General features: G+C 33.9%; 22 protein-coding genes. 4 read left to right on the top strand and 18 right to left on the bottom strand.

The window, feature by feature from the left end; genetic code table 11:
- The first annotated feature begins 373 nt into the window (after positions 1–373).
- Complete coding sequence (locus ACQKNR_RS05060) at positions 374–1,123, top strand: DUF4397 domain-containing protein (RefSeq protein WP_427315855.1); 750 nt, start codon at positions 374–376, stop codon at positions 1,121–1,123.
- A gap of 33 nt (positions 1,124–1,156) precedes the next feature.
- Here the strand turns inward: ACQKNR_RS05060 and ACQKNR_RS05055 are convergent, their stop codons facing one another.
- Positions 1,157–2,275: a BA2291 family sporulation histidine kinase gene (locus ACQKNR_RS05055; RefSeq protein ID WP_427315853.1), complete on the bottom strand. Its 1,119-nt coding sequence runs from the start codon at positions 2,273–2,275 to the stop codon at positions 1,157–1,159.
- 253 nt (positions 2,276–2,528) lie between these two features.
- Between ACQKNR_RS05055 and ACQKNR_RS05050 the strand changes: the two genes are divergently transcribed.
- Positions 2,529–2,921: a YueI family protein gene (locus ACQKNR_RS05050; protein WP_427316985.1), complete on the top strand. Its 393-nt coding sequence runs from the start codon at positions 2,529–2,531 to the stop codon at positions 2,919–2,921.
- A 40-nt stretch (positions 2,922–2,961) separates the two neighbouring features.
- On the opposite strand, the gene ACQKNR_RS05045 is transcribed toward ACQKNR_RS05050, so the two are convergent.
- Both ACQKNR_RS05045 and ACQKNR_RS05040 read right to left on the bottom strand, forming a co-directional pair.
- On the bottom strand, positions 2,962–4,386 hold the full coding sequence (locus ACQKNR_RS05045; protein WP_427315851.1) for an aldehyde dehydrogenase family protein: 1,425 nt from the start codon (positions 4,384–4,386) through the stop codon (positions 2,962–2,964).
- Positions 4,387–4,518: 132 nt separating this feature from the next.
- Positions 4,519–5,874 carry a hemolysin family protein gene (locus ACQKNR_RS05040; protein WP_427315849.1) on the bottom strand — a complete coding sequence of 452 codons (1,356 nt, stop codon included), beginning with the start codon at positions 5,872–5,874 and terminating at the stop codon, positions 4,519–4,521.
- 345 nt (positions 5,875–6,219) lie between these two features.
- On the opposite strand from ACQKNR_RS05040, the gene racA reads away from it, so the two are divergent.
- Positions 6,220–6,762 (top strand): chromosome-anchoring protein RacA, encoded by a 543-nt coding sequence (gene racA, locus ACQKNR_RS05035; RefSeq protein WP_427315847.1) that lies wholly within the window; start codon positions 6,220–6,222, stop codon positions 6,760–6,762.
- A 93-nt stretch (positions 6,763–6,855) separates the two neighbouring features.
- Here racA and ACQKNR_RS05030 read toward each other — a convergent pair whose 3' ends face one another.
- From ACQKNR_RS05030 to gntK, 15 genes are all read right to left on the bottom strand, one after another.
- Positions 6,856–7,452: a hypothetical protein gene (locus ACQKNR_RS05030; protein WP_427315846.1), complete on the bottom strand. Its 597-nt coding sequence runs from the start codon at positions 7,450–7,452 to the stop codon at positions 6,856–6,858.
- A 260-nt stretch (positions 7,453–7,712) separates the two neighbouring features.
- On the bottom strand, positions 7,713–9,563 hold the full coding sequence (locus tag ACQKNR_RS05025) for a hypothetical protein (RefSeq protein WP_427315844.1): 1,851 nt from the start codon (positions 9,561–9,563) through the stop codon (positions 7,713–7,715).
- The gene (locus ACQKNR_RS05020) at positions 9,553–11,370 is read right to left on the bottom strand and encodes an AAA family ATPase (RefSeq protein ID WP_427315842.1); all 1,818 of its coding nucleotides are present in this window, start codon (positions 11,368–11,370) and stop codon (positions 9,553–9,555) included. The genes ACQKNR_RS05025 and ACQKNR_RS05020 overlap by 11 nt, the downstream gene beginning before the upstream one ends.
- A 104-nt stretch (positions 11,371–11,474) precedes the next feature.
- Entirely contained in the window at positions 11,475–11,735 is a 261-nt protein-coding gene (locus ACQKNR_RS05015; protein WP_193410820.1) for a LemA domain protein, read from the bottom strand.
- A gap of 77 nt (positions 11,736–11,812) precedes the next feature.
- Entirely contained in the window at positions 11,813–13,240 is a 1,428-nt protein-coding gene (locus ACQKNR_RS05010) for a basic amino acid/polyamine antiporter (RefSeq protein ID WP_427315840.1), read from the bottom strand.
- A 213-nt stretch (positions 13,241–13,453) separates the two neighbouring features.
- Entirely contained in the window at positions 13,454–14,965 is a 1,512-nt protein-coding gene (locus tag ACQKNR_RS05005; RefSeq protein WP_427315838.1) for an ABC transporter permease/substrate-binding protein, read from the bottom strand.
- Positions 14,966–14,968: 3 nt separating this feature from the next.
- On the bottom strand, positions 14,969–15,916 hold the full coding sequence (locus ACQKNR_RS05000; protein ID WP_427315836.1) for an ABC transporter ATP-binding protein: 948 nt from the start codon (positions 15,914–15,916) through the stop codon (positions 14,969–14,971).
- Between the two features lie 102 nt (positions 15,917–16,018).
- Entirely contained in the window at positions 16,019–16,576 is a 558-nt protein-coding gene (locus tag ACQKNR_RS04995) for a YdcF family protein (RefSeq protein ID WP_427315834.1), read from the bottom strand.
- 63 nt (positions 16,577–16,639) lie between these two features.
- The gene (locus ACQKNR_RS04990) at positions 16,640–17,869 is read right to left on the bottom strand and encodes an MFS transporter (RefSeq protein ID WP_427315833.1); all 1,230 of its coding nucleotides are present in this window, start codon (positions 17,867–17,869) and stop codon (positions 16,640–16,642) included.
- A 1-nt stretch (position 17,870) separates the two neighbouring features.
- Positions 17,871–18,407 (bottom strand): NADPH-dependent FMN reductase, encoded by a 537-nt coding sequence (locus tag ACQKNR_RS04985; protein WP_427315832.1) that lies wholly within the window; start codon positions 18,405–18,407, stop codon positions 17,871–17,873.
- Between the two features lie 146 nt (positions 18,408–18,553).
- Entirely contained in the window at positions 18,554–19,708 is a 1,155-nt protein-coding gene (locus ACQKNR_RS04980; RefSeq protein ID WP_427315831.1) for a glycosyltransferase family 1 protein, read from the bottom strand.
- Between the two features lie 32 nt (positions 19,709–19,740).
- Positions 19,741–20,961 (bottom strand): glycosyltransferase, encoded by a 1,221-nt coding sequence (locus ACQKNR_RS04975; protein WP_427315829.1) that lies wholly within the window; start codon positions 20,959–20,961, stop codon positions 19,741–19,743.
- Between the two features lie 254 nt (positions 20,962–21,215).
- Positions 21,216–22,112 (bottom strand): phosphogluconate dehydrogenase (NAD(+)-dependent, decarboxylating), encoded by an 897-nt coding sequence (gene gnd, locus ACQKNR_RS04970; protein WP_427315827.1) that lies wholly within the window; start codon positions 22,110–22,112, stop codon positions 21,216–21,218.
- An 18-nt stretch (positions 22,113–22,130) separates the two neighbouring features.
- The gene (locus tag ACQKNR_RS04965) at positions 22,131–23,480 is read right to left on the bottom strand and encodes a GntP family permease (RefSeq protein WP_427315825.1); all 1,350 of its coding nucleotides are present in this window, start codon (positions 23,478–23,480) and stop codon (positions 22,131–22,133) included.
- 14 nt (positions 23,481–23,494) lie between these two features.
- Complete coding sequence (gene gntK, locus ACQKNR_RS04960) at positions 23,495–25,033, bottom strand: gluconokinase (RefSeq protein ID WP_427315823.1); 1,539 nt, start codon at positions 25,031–25,033, stop codon at positions 23,495–23,497.
- A 189-nt stretch (positions 25,034–25,222) separates the two neighbouring features.
- Here gntK and ACQKNR_RS04955 point away from each other — a divergent pair, with 189 nt between their 5' ends.
- Positions 25,223–25,384 (top strand): IS3 family transposase, encoded by a 162-nt coding sequence (locus tag ACQKNR_RS04955; RefSeq protein ID WP_427316983.1) that lies wholly within the window; start codon positions 25,223–25,225, stop codon positions 25,382–25,384.
- Positions 25,385–25,399 lie beyond the last annotated feature (15 nt).

Below are 25,399 nucleotides of genomic sequence, written 5' to 3'. Positions count from 1 at the left end.
CTTTCCTTTATAAATTATGTAAGACAATTATCACTTTGTATGTGTATTTGCCTATATTTTAAAAAAACCCTAATTTGCTAAGGATTTTGGACATGTTTTCGATATGTCAATTGATACAAATTTACACTTTGTTAGTATTTTACATTTCGAATTACTTGTTGTAATAAATCGTCACCCCCTCCTGTAATCGCAAAATCTTGTTCACCTTAGCTAAGTTTGCGTACACATCCATAAGCAACGCTTTACTCAGCAAAATACCTCCCTATTACATTTTTAAAAATTTTCAACTTTTCTCCTCTCGTAAAACAAGTTTTTCGCATAACCTCTTTCTCGCTTTGCATATAGTTTTAATGATGACAAAGGAGGAATGTGCATGTCTCAATCTGAAATCGAAAAATATGGACAAGAAGCTGTACGTTACGAACAGCTCGCCCGTTACTATCAATTCAGCAATCCAAAAAAATATGTAGAACTATATATGAAGTATTACGATGCACTTACAAAACTTGTACAGACATATGAAAAAAGAGATTCACAAGAAGCTGCTCTACCGTCACATATAAGGATTTTTCATTCTTCTCCAAACACACCGCCGGTTGATATTTTAGTAAACGGACAAAAAGTAATTAAAAATATTTCTTTTAAGCAATTTAGCCCCTATTTATCATTAGTGCAAGGTAAATATCGTATAGATATTGTCCCTGTCGGGAATGAAACGCCAATCTTTTCAGCTTTAGTACCAATAATGGGAAATCACACGTATACTCTTGCCGCAATTAATAGCGATAATCATCTACAATTACAACCTATACTTGATAATACACATTTACCATCTGGCCAAGCCAAAATCCGATTTGCACATTTTTCTCCAGATACTCCTGTTGTAAATGTAGATTTAAAAGGTGGCGATCATTTATTTGAGAATGTACTATTTAAACAAATAACAGATTTCATACAAGTCAGCCCTGGTACAGCAGATATTGAAGTTTCACTTGCAGATAATAAAAAAGTGGTGTTAACTATACCAAAGTTCAATGTTGAACCGAATGTAATTTACACGATTTCAATCGTAGGTTATTCAACTACGGATCCACAATTAGAATTTGTTATACTTACAAATTAAAATAGCCTACACCATTCATTTGGTGTAGACTGTTTATTTTTGAAATGCAATTTGAAATTCTGTCCAATCACTATCTGAACAACACATAATAGACCCATTATGCTTTTCTACAATTTGTTTACATACAAATAACCCAATACCAGTTCCTAATTTTTTAGTAGTTACAAATGGTTCAAAAATCGTTTCTACATTTTCAGCTGGAATCATCGGTCCATTATTTTTTATCACAATTCGAATAGCTTGCTCTTCTTCAAAAACATCAATAATAATTTTCCGCTCTTCTTTCATTGACTCCATAGCGTCAATTGAGTTCATTAAAATATTTAAAAATACTTGCCTCACTTCACTCCGATAACCAACCAGCGGTATTGGGTACGGCAAATTCTTTTCAATCGAAACATTTGCATTAACCAAACTCGGATATAAGAACTGTATAATATCTTGGAACAAGTCATTAAGCCAAAAACGTTCCGATTCATTCCACATTTCTTTTTTCGAAACGAGTAAAAATTGCGAGATTCGAAAATTTAATTGATCTAATTCATGCGAAATGATATCTAAATATGATAAACTCGGATGGTCTGCCTTTAATAATTTGACAAATCCCATAATTGAAGTAAGCGGATTACGAAATTCATGTACAAAACTAGCTGACATTTGGCCTAAAATCGTCAGCCTTTCTTTATGTGTTTCATTAATATATTGCTGTTTTTCCTCTAAATTCCTCGATATAATTTCCGAGTATTTTAAAACGGTATAATAAATTAATTTGTCAAAACAAGTATGTATTTTGGCCATAATTGGTTTCAATTCACGAGCGCTAACATCTAATTCACACATCGCTTCAAAAAGTTCATTTCTTCCCACATTTGCATTATAAACAAAGTCTCCAATATTCGCATCTGCTCCTGCTCGTTCAATAGCAATTTTCTCGCATAATGGTTGAAGATAATTTATATCTTTATCTTCCATAGTAAGTTCGATAATTAACTCTAATAAATCCTCTCCATTTTGAACTACTTCTAGTTTAAATGGATCTTTTTCGGAAATTATCATTTTGTTTTTCCAGTTCTCTACGAATTGGTGCCTGTTGTTTTTCAAGTGTGAACAAAATACTTCTTTAATATCCTTATCGATTGGAAAAACCTCCATTCACTCCATTTCCATACGACGAATACCCTTTATATTTTGAATATTAACACAAAAAATATGTTTCGTTAATAGATTATTGTCACATTTTGTTAATTTCTGTTGATAAAATTATTTTTTTCTTTCTTATTTAATTATTTATATTCAAATCTCTCTTTTTCCTTCTCACTTTTTTAATTATTTCCGTATTCAAAACGACTTTTTTTGCATCATTTTTAATTCTTGCGTACAATAGGAAGTGAAAGGTGTGAAAAATATGGTAAATAAAAATGTGGAAGACTATCTCCAAGAAGGCATTTATGGCCAAAAGCAAAACAAACCAGAAGAACGTAATATGTATTTAACTACATTACGTGAGCGCGTAGAAATCGCTTTAACTATCGGTCAAGTAATGCAAAGTAATGTATATTCTGAAGTAGCAAGTAGCATACGCTCTTCTCAATCATTACAAATCCTCCTAAACGGTAGCATTGCTTACCCACATTTATCAAAATACATTAAATTAGCAAACGAAAAAAATATTCCTTTTACAATTGTTCAAAATAAAGATACAGAAACACCTATCGGTTTAGTATTATCTCATAGCGCAGCTGTAGATAAAGAACAAATTTATGTAGAAGATGCTATTTTCAAACAAGAAATGAAGTAAAATAAAAGGTACACTTAATTAAACAAGTGTACCTTTTGCTTTATTTTTTAATACACACTAATTTCATTTCTGTCATTTCTTCAATTGCATATTTAATTCCTTCACGACCCGTGCCACTTTCTTTCACACCACCGTAAGGCATATGATCTACTCTAAACGTTGGAATATCATTAATCATAACACCACCAACCTCTAACTCATCAATTGCACGCATCGCTTTAAATAAGTTATTTGTAAATACTCCTGCTTGTAAACCGTAACGTGAATGATTTACTCGCTCTATAGCCTCATCAAATTCTTTAAATGTATTTACTGTCATAACTGGACCGAATACTTCTTGACACTGTACAGATACATGCTCTGGAACATTTGTTAATACAGTTGGTTCGAAAATCCTTTCATCACGCTTCTTACCACCGTATAAAGCAGTTGCTCCTTCCTTAATCGCTTCTTGCACCCACATTTCAATTCGCTCTACATCTTTTTTCGAAATTAAAGCTGATACATCCGTTTCCTCATTCATTGGATCACCAACAACAACTGTTTCCATCGCTTTATTTAACTTCGAAAGAAATTCATCCACTCTCTTTTCGTGTACAAAAACACGTTGTACCGAAATACAAACTTGTCCATTATTAACAAATGCGCCCCATTTTACGCGTTCCATTATCTCATCAGTTAACTCTACATCTTCATCAATAATAACGGCAGCATTTGATCCTAATTCTAACGTAACCCGTTTTAATCCTGCCTTTTCTTTAATCCCGATTCCAACGTTCGGACTTCCGGTAAAAGTAATGGAAGCAACATCATTATTTTTAACGATTGCTTCACCAACAGTTGAACCGGGACCAGAAATAATATTCAAAGCTCCTTTTGGCAATCCTGCCTCTTCAAATAACTCAACTAATGCATAAGACGATAATGGCGTTTGGTCAGCTGGTTTTAACACAACTGTATTTCCGGCAGCAATTGCAGGGCCGACTTTATGCGCTACTAGATTTAATGGAAAGTTAAATGGCGTAATAGCTCCTATAACCCCTATTGGTTTTCGGATTGTATATGCAATACGCCCATCTGCACCAGGTGCTGCGTCGAGTGGTAACGTCTCACCATATATACGTTTCGCTTCTTCAGCTGCAAATTTGTATGTTTGAACGGTACGATCTACTTCCCCCCTTGCAGCACGTATTGGTTTTGCAGCCTCTTTTGCAATAATCTCTGCAAATTCCTCTCTTCTTTCATCCATTTTTTGTGCAACCTTCTCTAAAATAGTCGCACGGTCGTATGCAGATAATTTATTCATTTTTTTCATTGCATTTTTTGCAGAAGTAACAGCCTCTTGAACATCTTCTTCCGTTCCTTGTGCAATCTCTGCTAACGTTTCTTCAGAATATGGTGCATATAATGGCTTATATGTGTTCACTGATTTCCAATCTCCATTTATATATAAATGCTTTTTCATATTTCCTCCCCTTCCAAATATATGTATACAATAATACTTCACCTAGTGAAAGGTCTGACTTATGTAATTGTATCATAGCCCTTATTTCTCCAAAAACATTATGCTCAAAAAAACTCTGCCATATAGCAGAGTTTACGAACTAATTTGCTCTTGTAACGAAATTTGTTTTTCATCTTCTAAAATAACAATTGTTTCTGCTGTTTTTGTGACTTCTAACCTCTTAATATAGCGTCCATCTAATTCTTTCACACAAAACTTATAATTTTCGATTTCAATGGAATCCTCTTCAGCAATCTCTATATTTTTCGTTAAAATCCAGCCACCGATTGTATCAACGCCATTATCATTAATCATTAAGCCTAATAATGTATTAACTTCACTAACAAGTACTTTTCCCTCTAGTATCATTTTCGTTTCACTAACTTGTTGAATTTCTGGCTGTTCATCCGTATCAAACTCATCTTGAATATCCCCAACAATTTCTTCTAAAATATCTTCAACAGTAACAAGTCCAGATGTACCACCATATTCATCTATCAATATGGCAATATGTGTTCTTTCTTTTTGCATTTTTACAAACAAATCATGAATTGGGATAGAATCGATAACCAAAATAATTGGTCTTATAAATTGCTGCACCGTATTTTTACTTACAGCTTTATGTTGCACAAAATCTGTAAAAATATCTTTAAAATTCACAAAACCTATCACGTGGTCTTTATCACCATCGACAACCGGATATCTCGTATATTTTTCTCGAGACATTTTTTGCAAAGCTTCTTCAGCAGGCATTTCTTTACTTATAATCTGCATTTCCGTTCGAGGTACCATTATTTCTTTTGCAATCCGATCGTCAAATTCAAAAATTTTATTTACATATTTATATTCAGACTGATTAATCTCACCATTTTTATAACTTTCTGAAACTAACAACCGTAATTCTTCTTCTGAATGAACCCCATCATGCCCTTTCGGCGGTTTCAGCCCTAGCAATTTCGTAATAATTCGAGCTGATCCATTCAGGATCCAAATAAATGGGAATGCAAAACGATAAAAGAAAATTAACGGCTTAGCAGCAAACAAACTCACCTGTTCAGCTTTTTGAATTGCAAATGTTTTTGGGGCCAATTCCCCTACTACAACATGTAAAAAAGTAATAAACAAAAATACTAAAATTACAGCAAAAATGTCTGCTAGTTGAGTAGCAATGTTCAATTTTGCAAAAAGCATGTCAAACATATGCTTAAGCGCCGGTTTACCAAACCACCCAATTCCAAGAGCTGTAACTGTTATTCCTAGCTGACAAGCAGATAAATATTCGTCTAAGTTTGTAATGACTGTTTTGACAGATGTTGCGCGATTATTTCCCTCTGCAATTAAATAGTCAATTCGTGAACTTCTCACTTTAACAATTGCAAATTCTGCTGCAACGAAAAACGCCGTCAAGGCAATTAAAACAATCACTATACTTATACTATATATGTCCAAATACTTTTCCTTACTTACAGTGTAAGCAAGGAAGCCACCTCCTACTTAATTTTATTCAAGTGAAGTAAGCATTCTAATACTCTACATTAGCAACCACCTTTATATATATTATATGCATACATAAAAAAGATAATTATCATTATGATAATCTAATTCATTTACCCTAGTCAAATTAAATTATTCTAAATATTAAGATGTTTTTTTATATAAACGATATATTCTTCAAAACTAAATTTCGTGAAAAAACACTTTCTTTGCCGATTCCACACTTCTTTTGTCATACCTGAAGGGAACTTACTTCATAGATCGAAATCATTCAACAGGATATATATAGGAGGGATTATTTTGGAATATAAAACACCATTTATCGCAAAAAAATTAGGTGTTAGTCCAAAGGCTGTTGTCCGGATTGCACAACAATTAAATCTTACGATAGAAAAAAATAAATATGGTCACTTTATTTTCACACAAGATGATGTAGAACAAATGTTAGAATACCATCGTTCTCAAATGAAGCAGTCTCAAAACTCTCAAGCTACGCAAAAAACATCATCAAATGATGTTGAAGAATTAAAAACTCAAGTAAATACAATTGTTCAAAACATATCATCGAATGATTTTGAGCAATTAGCTGATCAATTAAACACAATTACGAGAAGACTCGATCGAATAGAAGAGCAAATGCAAGATAAGGCAAACGATGTCGTTACGTACCAACTTTTACAACACCGCCGCGAAATGGAGGAAATGTTAGACCGAATTCAAACGCTAGAAGCTGCCCTCAAGAAAGAAGAACCAATATATATTACTCCTGATTCAAAACCAACATATGAAAGAGAAAAGAAACCGAAGCGACGTAAAATGATTTTTAGTATATTTGGATTATGAATTTTAGACCCTTATTAAAATAATAAGGGTCTTTTTCATTAAGTATGACGTTATGAAAATATCATTATTTATACTGTACATATTCATTTCACTTCATTTTGTTAACATAATATTTTTACTGTATTCAGCAATTAATGCCTGTGCATGAGCATTCCCTTGAATCACATCGCGAAATTCTTTCAAAGAATACAAATGCGTAACTCCTTTTCGAGCATGAATTCGCACTGGTACACCTTGTAAAGTATCATGAAAATGAAATGGATTATCTATCGGTTCAATTGGAAAACCGAGTGTAAGTAAATACATATACATTCTTTTTGTAACTGCTGCAATATACCATTCAGCTTTCGTTTCTAAAGCATGCATAAATAAAATAGCTGTTAGCCTTTTGAAATGTCCTCTCCCACGAGACGTTTTCGCAATACTTAACTTGCCTATTTCATACACATTTTTCAAATCTTTCACTAAATCATTTTTAGAAAACGGATAGAAAAACTCAGAATTTGATTGTTCGGGTACCGTATACTTAATACACTCTACTGTACCTATATGATGCTCATCTTCTATTAATAAAAATCGTGATGGATTTAAATTACGTTCTACAAACATTAAGTTTCTTTCTTCACAAAAATCTCCCCATAGTTGCTCGAACCAAAAATGTTCTTCCTTTGTTTGAACACGCTGGAACATATTTAACCGCCTTTCCCATCGCCGCTCTGTTTTTGATAACGCTTTCACTATCTATCATATAAGAACAAATCTTCGTATGCAACTAAAAATATTTATGACTTATTATATTCTGCAAAACGAATTAAATTCCTACTTAATTGTCTTATATCTCACATGTTCAGTTCTTCTAACAACATATGTGTAAATCACTTCACGCTTCCTTCCATACAGCATATAATTCTTCTTAACCTAAAAAAATCCTTTATGAAAAAGGATTTCTTTTACCTCTTAATGCTTTTTAACCACTTCTCAAAAATTTGTACCATCCCATGTTTTCCAGCTAATTTCTCTTCCCCTTGTTTCGTTTTATATGGGTATAATTGTAGAAAAACACCGCATCCAGACTCAATTTTTTTACTATGCATATGGCTTCCTGGATATACACAAATAACTTCATAAATTGCCCTTCGATGAAAAACTCTCTTTCCATTCTGTTCTTCTACATACTTTATAGACCAGTACTTATACATTTGTTCAGTTGCTTTCGTATTACCTACATGCTGAAAAATATTGTACATTGGACTATACTTCACTTCAATAATAATAGAAGATTTATAATTGAATATCCCATCTTCCTTTACAAAACAGTCTAAACGAATATCTGGCTTCTTCGTATCCTCTCCATTATAAAAGTTACTCCCTTTACTTAATGCAATAAGAGGATGTGTTTCAATTAAGTCGTTAAACGCGACATGTACCTTTATATCATCTCGATGTAAAACTACTGTCGTCCCGTCTTGTAACCCATCTACATAAAAATGTTCTTGTATTTGTTCACGAATGGAATTTCTAACTTCAAAACCAATTTGCTCTAAAATTGAAATAACAATAAAAAAAGCGTAATATTCATACACTAAAAACGTTGGTTTATAAACAAATAACAAAGATGGAGATTGATCCGTATATTGTGGAAGTAATTCTAAATGATGTAGTAATTGTTGATGTGGTATCGGTAAATCGTATGAGTTCATGTTACCCGTTTCAGAAACTTCACTCCAAAATGAAGAATACATTAAAGTTTGAAAGTATTGTACACTTTCTTGTACAATATGCGCTAATATTTTATATTCTTGTATTTTCACAGAACTTTTCCGTAAATCTGCTTCTTTTAGTAAATGTAGATTTTTATATTTTTGCTTCTCTCTATCGGTCACTGATCCGTTTCGTTCAATTGTTTGCATAATTGTTTTTACAGCTTGAAACTCTTCCGATTTTTTCTTTTTTTCTCTTTCTAATATTTCAATTGTTTGACGTAAAAAACTTTTGGCTTCAAGTAAATAATGATAAAATTGCATCGCTTTAAATTTAAGAAATGCATTTTCCTTACTATTTTTTTGTTCTATACCCTTACGATTATAATATTTTGCATAAGGTTTTCTTTCTGCCATTATGGTTCCTTTTCTCGTTGCCTTCCGCTCCTTCGCTTCCCATTTATATTCATGTATAAATTTTGAACTTGATTCTATTTTTTCAAAAATTCGCTTTATATTTTTCATTTTTTGCGGCAACTTTCTAAGTAACACTAGATAAGAAGAATCCTCAATATCACTAAGTGCAGAGAAAGTCTTTTTATAATACCCTCTATCTAAAATCAACTCATTTAAAATTGACTTTACATGGTTTTGAATCATTTCAAATTGGTCATCAAAAAAATTTTTTGGAACAATTTGAAATGCACCATAATACGTTTTCTCTTCTATACGTACTTCAAAATGATATAAACCACAGCGCCATGGATAAAAGAATTCCGTTTTTCCATGTTCATATATTAATACCTTTTGTTTTTTTTCATTAATTTCATATTGTGACTCTTTTATATTTTTCTGCCCCTCATACACTTTATTCCATATAAAAGTAATATTCATTGGACTTTCATAGTAGTAATGCAATCTTATCGGTTTTAATTCTTGTACTTTATAAATACATTGAACTAATGCTGTAGTAGATGTGCAAAGACGATTTAAAAAAATATAATCCCCTTTTCCCTCTGTACCAATGATTACCTTTAAAACAAAAGGGAGCGTTTCTTTCGTATCAACAATTTCCGTTTCGTAACGCTCTTCATTTTGCATATCCATACAACTCCAGTTCTCTACGCTTTTCTCTTAAATATGCTAAAGAGTGTTCAAATGTAGATACCCTATTTGCAAGCGGAGATTGCAAAAGAGGTATTAAAGTTGCTCCCCGTTTTACTTCTTCAGAAAGTAAAGAACCAACCATCATTTCAGTTCCCCTTAATTTCGTCAGTACACGCTGTTTTATTTGTAAATCAAAGCCCTCTTCTCTGCTGATCATATAAGAATGATTATTTTGGAACGGTATATTTTGCAAGTAAGTAGCAATTGCTTTTGCACAACGAAAAGAAATTCCCTTTGAAGCATCATGTGATGACAATACAACATGCAACTTATCTAATAACTCTAACTCTTCTTCAGAAAACACCTCAATCATCGTTTTATTTCTGACCCAATTTATCCGAAATTCTCCCGCTGTTACTTTCAAAGGTGGTTGTAATACAACTTTCTCTGGTTCCATACACATCTCACAAAATGGAATCTTTTGTAATGCTATTAAATTTGTCCGATCTAATATTCGATCGGAGAGTTCTTTCGTTGTTTCATCAAAATTCACAGTACCTACAAAAATAATATTTTCTCCAATTTCAATTTTCGATGGAATTGGATTTTCTGCTTCATGTACACCTTCATATAAATTCAAAATACGATTTTTCTTTTCAAGTTGAAGTACAGATAGAAATGGAGTAAACCAATGCTCAATATGTGACATGTTCATTTCATCAAAAACTATTATATACAATTGATTTTGATTTTCTTTTGCCTTCATTAATGTTCTAACTAACTTTGTTTCACTTTCAATAAAAGTACCATTTGGATGAAGATAACCAAGTAGATCATGTGGTTCTTGATACGATGGAGAAATTGGAATCCAAACCAACTCTTCTCCATACTGTAATCCTAGTGCTTCCGCGTACGCTTGCACAAAACGTGATTTCCCAACACCCGGTATTCCAGCAAGAATCGTTAACATATTTGTTTTTACACTTATATGGAAATTATAAATATCCGTTTCATCCAAATATAACCCTTTACTACGTACTACACTTCGTACATACTGTAAAAAAGAGGATTCACGCTCATCCCATTCCCATTCATCCTTTTGTACTTTTATATCCTCTATTTCAACTAACTTACCTTCTTCATTCATCCTTTTTTTTAATTGCTCATACACATAATCACTTACAAAATAAACTTGATCTTCCACCGCTATTTCTACATGTTTTATCCAGTCATTGAAGTCTATATATTTACATTCTCGATTCTGTTCAAAGTATGCAATTGAACTAATTGATGATTTTAATGATATATTTCCATATAACCTTCCAGCATGCCACAAAAATTCAGGAGGCTCAAAGTCTTTCGGAAACTTTGGTATAAGAAATGATAAATAGCCATTACTAAGTTTCCGTTCTAAAGATTCTCTTTTATTATTATCTGGGACTTTAGGTGCTGGAATCATTTTATAGCTAGTTGCTATTTCTCGCGGTTCTTCTGTACATATTAACTCCACGTATATATTTCCTCTTTCATAATAGAGACGAAACATGACCAGTTGTTTTTCTAATTTTTTATTCTTTAATTCCGAAAAGATTTTTTCATTCTTTTTATTGCTACATAATCCTTCAAATATATAATGTTCATTTGTAAATTGCTCTTGTAAAGTGAACGGTATTGGTGATAGACATTGTACAAAGAAGTTCTCTCCATTCTTTTCTCTCTCCGCTTTTGTAAATTTTCCTATAAACCTCATATAGTACATTCGTTTTATAAAACTTGGCTGAAGAGCTTTATGTAATTTCACCTTAGTCACCTTCTTTTTTCATACTATTCTTAGTGTATGAAAAAAAAGAAAAACTAGAAATAAAAAACCTGACGTTATCCGCCAGGTTAAAAATAATACGTATATTAATGAGAAGGAAATGCTTTTTTCTCTTGTAAAATAGCATTATGAGCAATTTTCATTTTAGCAAGTACATACCGTAATCGATCTTCAGCGTTTTCATCTTTATTTTTCTGTAATCCCGCCAAGTTCTCAACAGAACTAGCTAAATTTTCAATCACTCCTCGAAGTTCAGGATGATGATTAAAAAAAGATTCTTGTACTAATACTTTCCTTAACTCACTAGCTAAATCAATTATTCTAGACAACTGTTCTTTTTCTTCCATTTTCATCCCTCCTGAATATCTTATGTATTAAATATTCTCTAAACAAAGAAAAAAGCCCTTTAAATAAAAAGGACTTTTTACATTTTTATATTTCCAGTCAATAACATATAAATGGATGTGATAGCTGCAATAACAATTGCCCACATTACATATCTCTCTATACCCGCAAAACAACGATTCCCTTTTTCTTTTCGTGCAAACATGTAAACAATAATCCCAATTCCATATACGATTGAAACAAGTAGTAAATTCTTTAAACCAGCTGCATAAATAAGCCATACAGAGTAAATAGAGGCTATTAAAGCTAACAAGCCGTTTTTTACTTTTGCATCTTTTAGTTCATTTGTAATGACTAATTTGAATTGGAATAACGCTGATAATAAATATGGTAATAAAATTGATGTTGATGCAATAAAATACATAATTTGATATGTTGATTCTGAAAACAGAACGATTATAAATATAATTTGGGCAACGCCATTTGAGATCCATAATGCCATATGCGGCGTTTGCTTCTTATTTGTTTTCGTAAATACTTTCGGAAACACTCCATCTTTTCCTGCTACGTGAGAAATTTCAGAAACAAGTAAAAACCAGCCTATTAATGTACCTATAAGCGAGGCAACTAACCCGATGTTAATCGCAACTGCCCCCCATGTCCCAACAACATGTTCTAATACATGTCCCATTGACGGAGTTTCTAAAACGGAAAGCTCTCCTCTTGTCATCGCTCCCATTGACAGGACAGAAATTAAAATATAAATAGACATTACTAAAATAAGTCCAAATACTGTCGCTTTACCGACGTCTCGGCTATTTTTCGCTCTTCCAGATAATACAACCGCTCCTTCAACTCCAATGAAAACCCAAAGCGTTACAAGCATTGTATTTTTCACTTGACCAAGTATAGCGGAAACTGAGATGGTTCCTTCTCCCCAAAAATCATGTGTAAATGTATCCCAACGAAAAGCTGTTACCATTACAACAATAAATAATACGATCGGAACTAATTTCCCTATTGTTGCAATAACATTCATAATAGAAGCTTCACGAATTCCAAATAAAATTAGAAAATGCAGTGTCCATAATAAAAGTGATGCACCAACGATTGACGCAACATTATTTCCACCTTTAAAAATTGGGAAGAAATAACCTAATGTATTAAACAGTAACATAATTGTTGCGACATTCCCTAAAATTCCTGCTAGCCAATATCCCCAAGCACTATTAAACCCAATATATTCACCGAAACCAGCTCGTGCATAACTATAAATTCCGCCCTCAAGCTCCGGCTTCTGTTTTGCTAACGTTTGATATACGAGCGCGAGTGGAATCATTCCCATCGCTGTAATACACCATCCAATTATTATTGCGCCACTGTTTGCTCCTACTGCTAAATCATGCGGTAAACTAAAAACACCGCCACCAACCATTGTTCCAACTACTAATGCGATTAACGGAAAGAATCCTAACTTCTTTTCTATTTGTACCACCCCATCTGTCATTCTAGGTGTTATGTTCGTTCGACTATTAAAGTCACCTTTTTCTCTAATAGACGTTTCTCTTATATTTTTTCAGGAAAACATTACTTATTCTAAAAGAAAATGAAGAAAAATGGAATACTTTTTTGAAAAAATGTATAAGTATGCACGAAAAAACCGTTCATTTTGTAATGAACGGTCATTCCATACATATAAAATTGTATATTTATTGTAAAATTAACGAAGTAACTTCTCTTTTTGTAAAAATTGTTTTGCGACTTCTTCGCTACTTTTACCATTTACATTTACTTCATAATTCATTTTTCGCATTTCTTCATCTGTAATCTTTCCAGATAATTTATTTAATACTTTTTCAAGTTCCGGATATTTCTGTAACGTCTCTTTTCTTAGTAATGGTGCACCTTGATATGGTGGGAATAGTCCTTTATCATCTTTTAGCACTTTAAGTCCGTATTGCTCCAATTCACTATCTGTTGAATATGCATCGATTACGTTAACATCCCCAGATTGAATTGCGCTATAGCGCAGTTTCGGTTCCATCGTTTTAACATTTGAAAACTTATAGTTATATAATTTTTGCATTCCTTTATAACCATCTTCACGATCAGCAAATTCTAATGTAAATCCTACTTTTGCATTTTGTGCAATATTTCCTAAATCAGAAATTGTATTTATGTTATTTTGATCTGCTATTTTTTTCGGCATGGCTAATGCGTATGTATTGTTATACTCCATTGGCTTCAACATTTTCATATTATATTTCTTTTCCATTCCAATGCGAGCCTGCTCATATACTTCATCACGATTTGTACTCTTCGGTTCTTCTTTCACAAAAGTAGATAAAGCTGTTCCTGAAAACTCAGGATATATATCAATCTCCCCTGATTTCAATGCCTCAAATACAAATGCTGTTTTTCCAAGACCTGGTTTTAATTCTACGTGTAAATCTGTATCCTGTTCAATTAATTGCTTATACATTTGAATTAAAATTTCTGGCTCAGATCCAAGTTTGCCAGCAATAACAATATCTTTTTTCTGTGTATTCCAAAGAAATGGAGAAGCGACCATTACGAAAGCAATACATATCGTCAATATAACGCGCTTAGAAGAGCGTTTTGGTCGTTCAAGTATGCGAAGTACTATATCAAAGAATAAAGCGAGTAACGCGGCTGGTACGGCCCCTAAAATGATAAGCGCATGATCATTTCGATCTATACCTAATAATATGAGTTTACCTAGACCACCGGCACCTATGAGAGCTGCTAATGTGGCCGTTCCAACAATTAATACCATCGCCGTACGAATACCAGCCATAATAATTGGCAATGCAAGAGGAAGTTCTACCTTCCACAACCTTCTCCAGCTATTCATCCCCATAGCTCTAGCTGCTTCTATTAGAGAATCATCTAATTCCCGTATTCCTGTATATGTATTTCGTAAAATAGGTAATAGTGCATACACAACTAATGCGATAATGGCTGGAAGTTTTCCGATCCCTACTAACGGAATTAATAGTCCGAGTAATGCAAGTGATGGCACTGTCTGCATAACTGCAGAAGTTCCTATTATAAATTCAGCCATTCGTTCTTTTCTCGTTAATAAAATACCAAGCGGCACCGCAATAATTACTGCAAAAAATAGTGAAATAAGCGATATTTGTAAATGCTCACTTAATGCACTTAGCAATTCTATTTTTCGTTCTTGGAACGTTTGAATAAAATTAGTCACTGTTTAGCCTCTCTCCTTCATTTGTTCAACAATATAATTGACAATATGACGACTTGTTAACGCTCCAACATATTGACCATTTTCTTCAACCGGAACGACATCCTCAGCTTGTAGGCGAACTAGCGCTTCTTGTAAAGAAGATTGTAATGATAGTGCATCCCCTTCTACTCGCACACTTTCGTCAAGTGGCAATACATCTTCTACACTTTTCCCCTCATACCAAGTTCGTCCACGATTTCCAATGAACTCCTCTACAAATTCATTTTTCGGATTATGTATAATTCCTTCTGGTGTATCTAATTGAACAACTTTTCCTTCTTTCATAATACAAATACGATCTCCAAGTGATAACGCTTCTTGCATATCATGCGTTACGAACACGATTGTTTTTTGAATCTTTTTTTGCAGTTGTACGATATCCTTCTGAAGCTGCTCCCTACTTAACGGATCTAATGCACTAAATGGTTCATCCATAAGAACGATTTTCGGGTTTGCGGCTAATGCCCGTACGACACCGACACGTTGTTTTTGCCCTCCTGACAGTTCATCCGGCATACGATTACGATATACGTCTGGATCTAGCCCAACCATCTGTAGCAATTCATCGATACGTGCTTTTATTTCTTCTTTGCTCCATTTTCTCATTTCAGGAACAACTGCAATATTTTCAGCGATTGTCATATGTGGAAATAAAGCGATTTGCTGCAACACGTACCCTATATTCCAACGCAATTCATTTATATTATATTGTTGGATATCTTTTCCATCGATTAAAATTGAACCTTCTGTCGTTTCAATTAAACGATTAATCATCTTCATTGTCGTTGTTTTCCCGCAACCACTCGGGCCAATGAGAACAAAAAATTCTCCTTTTTTAATTTCTAAATGCAATGAATCCACTGCTTTTGTGCCATCTTCATACGATTTTGACACATGATTAAACTGAATCACAAACACAACTCCTTTATTGTTGTTTCCTATATTTTGATGGAATATGGACTTCATTACAAATGATACGCATTATTCTATAAAAAAAGAGCTCGCATTTGAGCTCTAACGGTCGAACAATATTGTTTTCATTATTGCAGCGTATTCACGCACATACATTTTTTTCTTAGAACGAATCGGTGTTTCAGCAGCTAATGCCTCCATCTTCATTCCTAAACGCTTTGCAATTATTTTCGTTCGATATAAATGATACGTATTACTTACAACTACTGCATGTGTTACATCATATAAATCCATACTAAACTTTAAATTTTCATATGTATTTGTAGAACGGTCTTCCATTAAAATACGACTCTCATCTATACCATGTACCATTAAATAGTTTCTCATACTGTGAGCTTCCGGTATATCTTCATCTTCCCCTTGACCACCTGAAACAATTACTTTTACCTCAGGATGAGAATATAAATATTCCAACGCTACATCCAAACGGTTTTGAAGTGATAAAGACGGTCTATCTCCAAATAACTTTGCACCTAATATAAGAACGTATGGAGAGTGATTACTCAATTTTTCACGAGCAACTTTATTCATTCGAAACGTCATATAAATAATGTATAGTGGAGGTAGTAATAAGATTATAAGTAATATCCATTTGTTCATAAATAAGTTAACACTCCCTTTCTTTTTATTATATAGAAAAAGAAAGGGAGGCAGAAGTATTTTTTAAACGAGTGATTTATTCGGAACATCCGCTTCCACTTTACGTTTTGAGATTACAAAGTAAACAGCAATTCCTAATGAAAGGATCAATATGAAACTTAGCAAATAAAACGGTATCATTACCCCTACTTTAGACACACCCGCCGTAAATAACATTAACAATATAATCCGAATCCCTGTACCAATTAATCGAAATAAGCTGTCTACACGTCCCATTACTTCGTTTTGGATTTCCTTCATCATCAATACATTTCTCGCCACTCTTGTTCCAGCATTTCCAATCGCATGAAAAATCGCTAGTCCATATAATAACATAATGGAAGGTTCAATAATCATTGCGGTAATTGAAATTACATAAATGAACATCGTCATAACGATTGAAACTTCTGTTTTGACATATTTCATCAAAATTGGAATACTTATTCCCGCAATAACAGCCCCAACACCATACATCATACCTTCTATCGCGTATACAGAGGCACTAGCTTTGAGTATATCTGAAATATAAACTGGTATTAAATAATTTGCCATCATAACACCGATAAACGGCATATAAGTGGCAAGTAAAAACCAAAAGAACTTAGGACGCTTTTTCATAAAGTGAATTCCTTCGAACAATTGCTTCTTAAATGTTACTTTCCGTTTTACTTCTTTTTTCTTTACATACGGTATACATAAGAAAAGAAAAAATGCTCCTGTAAAAGTTAACATATCTACTAGCAAGATCCATTTCAAAGAAATGATCTCAATTAAGAAACTTGCTGCCGCTCCTGAAATAACTTGTGTTAACTGTCCTTGTATTTCCATCGTGCCACTTAAACTTTTATAATGGTCTTCTCGAAAGATCTCTTGGTTAAATGCAAAAATTGTAGGATAGAATAATAGATAATAGAAAGAACCTGCTATATAAATAATAATGTAATGAATAGAATGATAAGATTGCCCAGCAAATCCCCATATAGCCATCATTCCTATAACGGCTATCCCGATACCTTCGTTGCATAGCAATAAAGATTTTCTTGAAAAACGATCAATACTTTGCCCAATAAATGGTGTTAATAAAAACATAATAAGAGTTGAAATGATAGAAACATAACCAAATGTTTCCTCTCCCCCACTCTCTTTAATTAACAACCACGGAATCGTTATCATAACAATCCCGGAACCAATAGCTGATAGACTATTGGCCCCCAGAATGTAATACAAGCGAGAATCATGATAAAGTGAGGACATATCACTCAACTCCCAGTTGTTTTTTCACCTCTTTATATACACTCATATATGCTTTTAATTCTTTAACTAAATCATGAATTAATGGTTTTGCATCTTCTCCAAGTTCACCATCTTGTACATGAAGTCCATCAAGCACAACTTGTTTTGGGATTGCATTTGCGTAAACACCTCTAGCAACAGTGCGCATACTATTTAATGCGTTAATTCCTCCTTTGCCGCCTCCTGCAACCGCTAGTAATGCGACAGGTTTATGGATGAACTCACTGCTACTTAAGTAATCCAACGAATTTTTCAGTGCCCCGCTCATCGCATTATGATATTCTGGTGTACATAGTACAACTCCATCCGCAGCTTTCACTAACGCTTTTAATTTTTTTACTGCCTCTAAATCACGTTGCGATTCTTCACCGTTATATAAAGGCAATTCCTCTACTGCTAAATCGTATAACTCCCCTTCAAATTGATCAACAATATATTTTGCCACAACGCGAGTTCTACCGAATTTTCTTGGTGTACCGTTTATAACGACTAGTTTCATAATCAATTCTCCCCTTTGTTTTCAAGTTCTACTTATATATTATCAGAAATTTCTTTACAAAATACAATACAAAGAGGGAACTTCCTTGATAAAATAGTATGATACACGAAAAAAAGAACTCATACTTTCGTATGAGTTTCGCGCAATTACTTTGTTTTACCTTTCTGACTCAGTGTACCTATGCTTTCATTTGCTTCAAAATGGTAATACGCTTTTTCTGCTAATTCTTTTCGTTCTTCTGGTAATTCTATATATTTCATTACGTTTTCTATTATTTTTTCATACGGAGTAAATACAATTCCTGGCCACTCTATCTCGTCTTCTGGATTACTATTTTCCGAAATAATAAATTTCTTATTTGCGACTGCATAAGAAACGCGAGGTGTTTCAAGAATTCCTGATAAGTAAAAGTGAATATTTAATATAATTTTAGACCTAGCAATCAACTCATTTCTAACAATTCCCCACGCATTATTTTTAAAAACTATATGTAAATTCGGTGCAACTGCTTTTAATTGATCGAAAATAGCTTGCCTTCTCGGATTAAGAGCACCTATAAACAAGATATCAATATCTTCAGAGATTTCACCTTCAAATGCATCTTGTTTTATTTCTAAAGTTGGAGCATAGTTCATTCCTACATGTTTTATTTCTTTTCCTATTCCCTTTTGTTTTAACCATTCTATATTTTGTTTACTATAATCCCAAATCACCCTATCTTTTAATAATATTAAATAAAGCGGGTGTGCGTATGGACTTCCTTCGTATAGCTGTTCTAAATTATAAATAATTGCATTTTTCGGAAGGAGATTCGGGTTATATGCATATGTATGTGCTCCAAAAACTATTGTATTTTTCACATTTTCTAGTATTGTTTCTGATATAATTGCTGTATTTCCCTCCTGCTCCAATCGCCATTTTAAAGCTCGCGCAACATCTATGAAACTACCATACGTCTTCGGGCATATAAAAAGACAATAATCATATTCTTTATTCAAAAAAACTTCCATTAACCTTAAATTATTTTTATATAAATCCACATCAGGATGTTGAACTAACAACTCATTTGCATGTTTTTTTGCTACTTTATATAATCCAGCATAATAGGCAGCAATGCACCTTCTTAATTCGATTCTTTGTCGATGCTCATCTGACACATCCATATCTAAAAGAAGATTTGCGATACAATACGCTTTTAAATGATCACGATCATAATAATAATCTAGTAGTGGCATCAATTCTTCATACGTATTTCCATGCACCGATTCCCCTAGTTCAATCGCCCATCGTATTAATTCCATGATTATCCCACTACTCCTTTAAGAAAATGTATTTAATAAAATTTTGCATTATTCTCTACTATGTTTGCTATATGCAACGGTATCTCTTCTTTCTTCGATTCCAAATATTTTTGTGACCTTTCCCCTAAATGTTTTTTGTGAGGTATATAGTAAGCACTTATAGAAATTTCATAATCAAATAAGTAATCATACACATGATAATCTACAAATAGAAGATCATCTTTTGGAAAAGGAACTTCCTTCCCTTGCAGGGCATACATCAAAGCAATATTATTTTGAGATCGTAGTCGATACAATCTTGCAAGTTGGTATAATGGTTCAGCTCGAGTTGGTCTATATTCCCATGCTTTTTGAAAATAAAAAACAGCTAATGATAAATATTGCTCTTCTTGCTTCTTAACATTTTCTTTGTCATCCACATCTATTACTTCATGTTGTTTATTTGCTGAACGATTTGCTAACTGTTCATAACAAAATCCTATTCGTAATAACGAATAGAATACCTCTTCAACCCATCCTCCAGCTTCCACTCTTTTTTTGTACCATTTAATCGAATCTTCAAATTGATTTAGATGATAATAAGTTTGAGCTAAATAAAATAAATACCTTATATACAAATCTGGCGTAGTTTCCGGATCATTTATCCCTTGTAACAACAACCTCTCATCTCTTTCAAATTTATCGCCCTTACTTCCACCATCCCCAGGATCATTAACGACAAGAGTATCTAACCTAGCAACTCTCGTATTGTAATTCGCTCCAACTTTGGAACGATCAATATCCCAATACTCATGAGTAACACCGACTGATTTCCATGGTAAAGAGGCTTTCAAAAGACGTGTAAGCCAATATTTAATATGAATATCATATTGCAATGTAAGGTAATGATCTTCAGTTAAGCTGCTTTTATCAAAATCCGGCTCAACTTCTAAAATCATGTCCGCATCAAGTATTAATAAATAATCTGCTTCTGGATATGTTTTTTGGGCTAATGACACAGCTAAACTTCTGTTATAACCAAAGTTTTTAAATGGCTCATGATGAACCGTTCCTTGTATATTATTTTCTTCACACCATTTTCCAATAATTTCTGGTGTATTATCTGTCGATCCGGTATCACAAATAGAAACAAAATCTACAATTGATTTTGTTGCATTTAAACACCTTTCCATAATTCTAGACTCGTTTTTTACAATCATACAAAGACATAACTTTTTTTCTTCCTTTACATTCTTCACCTGCTCATTTCCCATTTAACCACCTCATATTTTATTAACACGCTCTTCTCATATGTAACACCATTTCATAGCTACACTGATGACATAATCACCCTTTTACTATTTATGAAAACATCATTTTATTTATTCTTATTTTTATAATGGGACACTATTTACTGGTTTACTTTATGACAAATGAACCCATGGTAATTAATTTGAAATTTAGTATAAGAAATGAATAACAAAAAAGAAGCTTGTACATAAGCACGAGCCTCTTTTCAAAACACCTTTTATTTTTTTACAACCTCATGTCCACCGAATTGATTACGAAGTGCTGAAACTACTTTTCCATGGAATGTATCATCTTCTTGAGAACGGTAGCGCATAAATAATGACATTGCGATTACTGGTGCCGCTGCTTGTAGTTCAAGTGCAGTTTCAACAGTCCATTTCCCTTCTCCTGAAGAGTTCATGACACCTTTAATGCCATCCAGTTTTGGATCTTCTGCAAATGCTTTTTCAGTTAAGTCCATTAGCCAGCCACGGATCACGGATCCGTTCGCCCAAACTTTTGCAACATCTTCATAATTGAAATCAAAATCGCTTTTATCTAGTACTTCGAACCCTTCAGCGATTGCTTGCATCATTCCGTATTCAATACCGTTATGAACCATTTTCAAGAAATGCCCACTACCAACTCGGCCTGCATAAGAATACCCATCCTCTACTGCTAAATCTTTAAATAAAGGTTCTAATTGATCATAAATTTCTTTTTCTCCACCAACCATTAAGCAAGCGCCGTATCTAGCTCCTTCTACACCGCCTGATGTACCGATATCTACATAATGTAACCCAAAGCTTTTCGCTTCTTCAGCACGACGTAACGTATCCTTATAGAATGAATTTCCACCTTCAATAACGATATCGCCTTCCTCTAATAACGGATATACATCTTTTAGTACTGACTCAACAACTTCTCCTGCAGGTACCATTACCCAAATTGTACGAGGGGCTTCTAATTCAGCAATCATTTCTTTTAATGTATGCCGAGCAGTAATTCCTGATTTATCCGCTTTTTCAACAAGTTCTTTATTTACATCATATACAACAACTTCATGCTTATCTTCATATAAGTGTTCCGCTAATGGGAATCCCATTTTTCCTAATCCAATTAAACCTAGTTTCATATTAATCAATCTCCCATTCTATACAAATATATTTAATAGCGAAATTAGTCCAAGTGCTACAACCGATAGTATAGTCTCCATTGCAGTCCATGTTAATAATGTTTCTTTCACAGTCATTCCGAAATACTCTTTAATCATCCAAAATCCAGAATCATTCACGTGTGATAAAATTAATGACCCGGTGCCTGTTGCAAGTGCCAATAGTTCAACATTTACACCTGGTGTACTTGCTGCAATCGGTGCAACAATTCCAGCTGCTGTCATCATAGAAACAGTAGCTGATCCAGTTGCGATTCGGATAAGCGCAGCAATTCCCCATCCAAGTAATATTGGTGAAATATGTGATTCTTTCGCCATTTCAGCAATTGTAGTACCAATTCCAGAATCTAATAAAACCTTATTAAATGCACCACCAGCACCAATTACTAACAGGATGTTCGCAATCGGTCCTAAGCAATCATTTGTAAACTGTAATACTTTATCTTTAGAAAATCCTTTTGCATAACCTAGGCTAAAGAAAGAATAAATCGTTGCAATTAATAAAGCGACAATTGGATCTCCAATAAAGTGTAACACTTGTGCAAGTTGACTCGTTTTATTTAACACTACTTCCGCAATAGATGCACCAAGCATAAGAAATACTGGAAGTAAAATAGTAAACAATGTATTTCCAAAGCTAGGAAGTTCCTTCTTCTTATCTCTTTCAATAAATTGCTCCGCTATATCTAACGGTACTTCTTTATGTATACGAGCACCGATCCATTTCCCGTAAAGTGGACCTGAAATGATTGCAGTTGGAAGTCCGACAATTAATGCATATAAAATTGTCTTCCCTACATCTGCTTTAAAAATACCAACTGCCGCCATCGCCGCTGGATGCGGTGGAACAAGTCCGTGCACCACCGATAGACCTGCTACAAGCGGAATACCGATTGTAATAAGTGATACCCCTGTTTCTAATGCAATTGTGAATACTAGTGGTATTAACAGTACAAATCCCACTTGGAAAAACACAGGAATTCCTACTAAAAATGCAACGAACATCATCGCCCAGTGAACACGCTTCTTCCCAAAACGATCAATTAATGTGTTAGCAATTCGTTCAGCGCCTCCAGATTCAGCCATCATTTTTCCAAGCATCGTTCCTAATGCTAAAACGATTGCTAAAAATCCTAACGTACTTCCAAGACCCGATTTAATAGAATCAATAATCCCTGGATGTTGTGGTGAAGTTGCAACCAAGGGCATCCCCATTGCTAGTCCAACTCCAATTGCTGTTAAAATTAATGCGACAAATGGATGCCATTTCACTACCGTAATAAGTAGAAGTAGTATGACAACTGCCGCTAGTACGATCCCAACTACCATTTCTCCCAATCCCCCTATTGTTTACGTTGGAAAGCAGCTATACAATCAAATTCTTCTTTCAGACGATTGTAAAGTCGTTCATACATATAAAACATTTCTAAATATAAAGCTGTATTCTCTTTATTAGGTACATGATGATGAACAATATCAATCCAATCCTTCACCTCTTCAAGAGAATCAATTTTCCCTACCGCATATAAAGCAAGTGCTGCTGCCCCAAGCGCAGATGCTTCATGACTTTCAGGAACAAGCAATTCTTTCCCCATCATATCGGAGAGCATTTGTCTCCAAAATGCAGACTTCGCAAATCCTCCTGAAACACGTATTTCAGTAAGTGGACCTGTACAATCACGAATGGCAAGTGCAACTGAATATACACTCATACAGACACCTTCCATGACAGCTCGTATAAAATGTTCTCGTTTATGTTGAAGATTTATCCCGAAGAATGTACCACGAGCATTTGCATTCCAGTGTGGTGCACGTTCTCCAGATAGAAACGGTAAAAATAGTAATCCATCTGCTCCAGCCGGTACACTTTCTGCATACTTAATTAATAAATCATATGGATCAATTCCAAGCTTTCTTGCTACTTCTTGCTCCGGACTACCAAATTCATCACGTAACCATCTCAGTAATATTCCACCGTTATTCGTTGGTCCGCCGATCACCCAATGCTCGTCTGTTAATGCATAACAAAACGTTCTTCCTTTTTCATCTGTATTTACACTTGATGAAATTGTTCGAACTGCACCACTTGTTCCAATCGTAATTGCAGCTGAGCCAGGTGATATTGCACCAACGCCTACATTTGCAAGAACACCATCACTCGCACCAATCACAACTGGAGTATCTTCATGAATGCCCATCTTTTGTGCTAATTCCGGTTTCATTCCCGATAAAATATATGTAGTTGGTACAGGTGTTGATAATTGTTCTGGTGACATATTTAACATAGTTAAAACATCTTCATCCCAGTTTAATGTTTCTAAATTAAATAACCCAGTTGCTGATGCGATTGAATAATCAACTACATAGCGTGAGAATAATTGATAAATGACATACTCTTTAATGGAAATAAATTTATGAGTAGTTCTGAATAACTCCGTTTCTTCTTCCTTCATCCACAGTAATTTAGAAAGTGGTGACATAGGATGAATAGGTGTACCAGTTCTTCTATAAATGTTATGACCATTCATTTGTTGTAATAGTTTTTCTGATTGCTTTGTGCTTCGATTATCTGCCCAAATGATAGAGCGCGTTAACGGCGCACCGTTTTCATCTACAGCAATTAATGCATGCATTGCTGTACTAATACCGATTGAAGAAATATCCTCTGGTAACACATTACCCTTTTCAATGGCAACGCTTACAGTTTTATATACAGCAGCACATATTACATCAGGATCTTGCTCCGCCCATCCGACGTTCGGTTGAATGATTGGATAATCAATTGCATGTGATGCAACGACTTTTCCTTTTTCAGTAAATACAACCGTCTTCGTACTTGTGGTACCGATGTCAATCCCGATTACTCTCCCCCTTGTTTCCATACGAATCTTCCCTTCGTTTCTAGCAAAATACTTTCTAGTAAACCGTTTACATGAATTAGTATATAAAATATTTTTTCTTAAATCAAGTTTTAAAAAGAAAATTTTTTTCATCATTAAATGTAAAATCCTTTTTAAGCACAATCCAAGTTCCTCTCATTAACATTATTTCATACTTTCTACGCATTACAGATTAAGAAAAAATTGAGGATCTATATTCACTACTACTACAAAAGGATTAAGACAAAATTAAAAGGCATGATTCCGGTTCAATACGAGGGCACTGAAAAACTTGCGTTTTTTATAAATAAATTCATTTTCGAGAAAGATAGGGCGCTTCTTGTTCAATTTTGAACAGGAAACGCCCTA

Origin of the sequence: Bacillus sp. NPDC094077 (assembly GCF_050279465.1) — a bacterium.
Taxonomy (GTDB): Bacteria; Bacillota; Bacilli; order Bacillales; family Bacillaceae_G; genus Bacillus_A.
Note: the sequence above shows the minus strand (reverse complement) of the source record. Positions and strands in the feature narration are given on the sequence as shown.

What these genes read in the sequence shown, in the direction of transcription:
- ACQKNR_RS04995 (WP_427315834.1), bottom strand. Translation starts at nt 16,576, where the DNA reads ATGAACAAATGGATATTACTTATAATCTTATTACTACCTCCACTATAC.
- ACQKNR_RS05015 (WP_193410820.1), bottom strand. Translation starts at nt 11,735, where the DNA reads ATGGAAGAAAAAGAACAGTTGTCTAGAATAATTGATTTAGCTAGTGAG.
- ACQKNR_RS04975 (WP_427315829.1), bottom strand. Translation starts at nt 20,961, where the DNA reads ATGGGAAATGAGCAGGTGAAGAATGTAAAGGAAGAAAAAAAGTTATGT.
- ACQKNR_RS05050 (WP_427316985.1), top strand. Translation starts at nt 2,529, where the DNA reads ATGGTAAATAAAAATGTGGAAGACTATCTCCAAGAAGGCATTTATGGC.
- ACQKNR_RS05030 (WP_427315846.1), bottom strand. Translation starts at nt 7,452, where the DNA reads ATGTTCCAGCGTGTTCAAACAAAGGAAGAACATTTTTGGTTCGAGCAA.
- ACQKNR_RS04980 (WP_427315831.1), bottom strand. Translation starts at nt 19,708, where the DNA reads ATGGAATTAATACGATGGGCGATTGAACTAGGGGAATCGGTGCATGGA.
- gnd (WP_427315827.1), bottom strand. Translation starts at nt 22,112, where the DNA reads ATGAAACTAGGTTTAATTGGATTAGGAAAAATGGGATTCCCATTAGCG.
- gntK (WP_427315823.1), bottom strand. Translation starts at nt 25,033, where the DNA reads ATGGAAACAAGGGGGAGAGTAATCGGGATTGACATCGGTACCACAAGT.
- ACQKNR_RS05010 (WP_427315840.1), bottom strand. Translation starts at nt 13,240, where the DNA reads ATGACAGATGGGGTGGTACAAATAGAAAAGAAGTTAGGATTCTTTCCG.
- ACQKNR_RS05045 (WP_427315851.1), bottom strand. Translation starts at nt 4,386, where the DNA reads ATGAAAAAGCATTTATATATAAATGGAGATTGGAAATCAGTGAACACA.
- ACQKNR_RS04985 (WP_427315832.1), bottom strand. Translation starts at nt 18,407, where the DNA reads ATGAAACTAGTCGTTATAAACGGTACACCAAGAAAATTCGGTAGAACT.
- ACQKNR_RS05060 (WP_427315855.1), top strand. Translation starts at nt 374, where the DNA reads ATGTCTCAATCTGAAATCGAAAAATATGGACAAGAAGCTGTACGTTAC.
- ACQKNR_RS04965 (WP_427315825.1), bottom strand. Translation starts at nt 23,480, where the DNA reads ATGGTAGTTGGGATCGTACTAGCGGCAGTTGTCATACTACTTCTACTT.
- ACQKNR_RS05025 (WP_427315844.1), bottom strand. Translation starts at nt 9,563, where the DNA reads ATGCAAAATGAAGAGCGTTACGAAACGGAAATTGTTGATACGAAAGAA.
- ACQKNR_RS04990 (WP_427315833.1), bottom strand. Translation starts at nt 17,869, where the DNA reads ATGTCCTCACTTTATCATGATTCTCGCTTGTATTACATTCTGGGGGCC.
- ACQKNR_RS05055 (WP_427315853.1), bottom strand. Translation starts at nt 2,275, where the DNA reads ATGGAGGTTTTTCCAATCGATAAGGATATTAAAGAAGTATTTTGTTCA.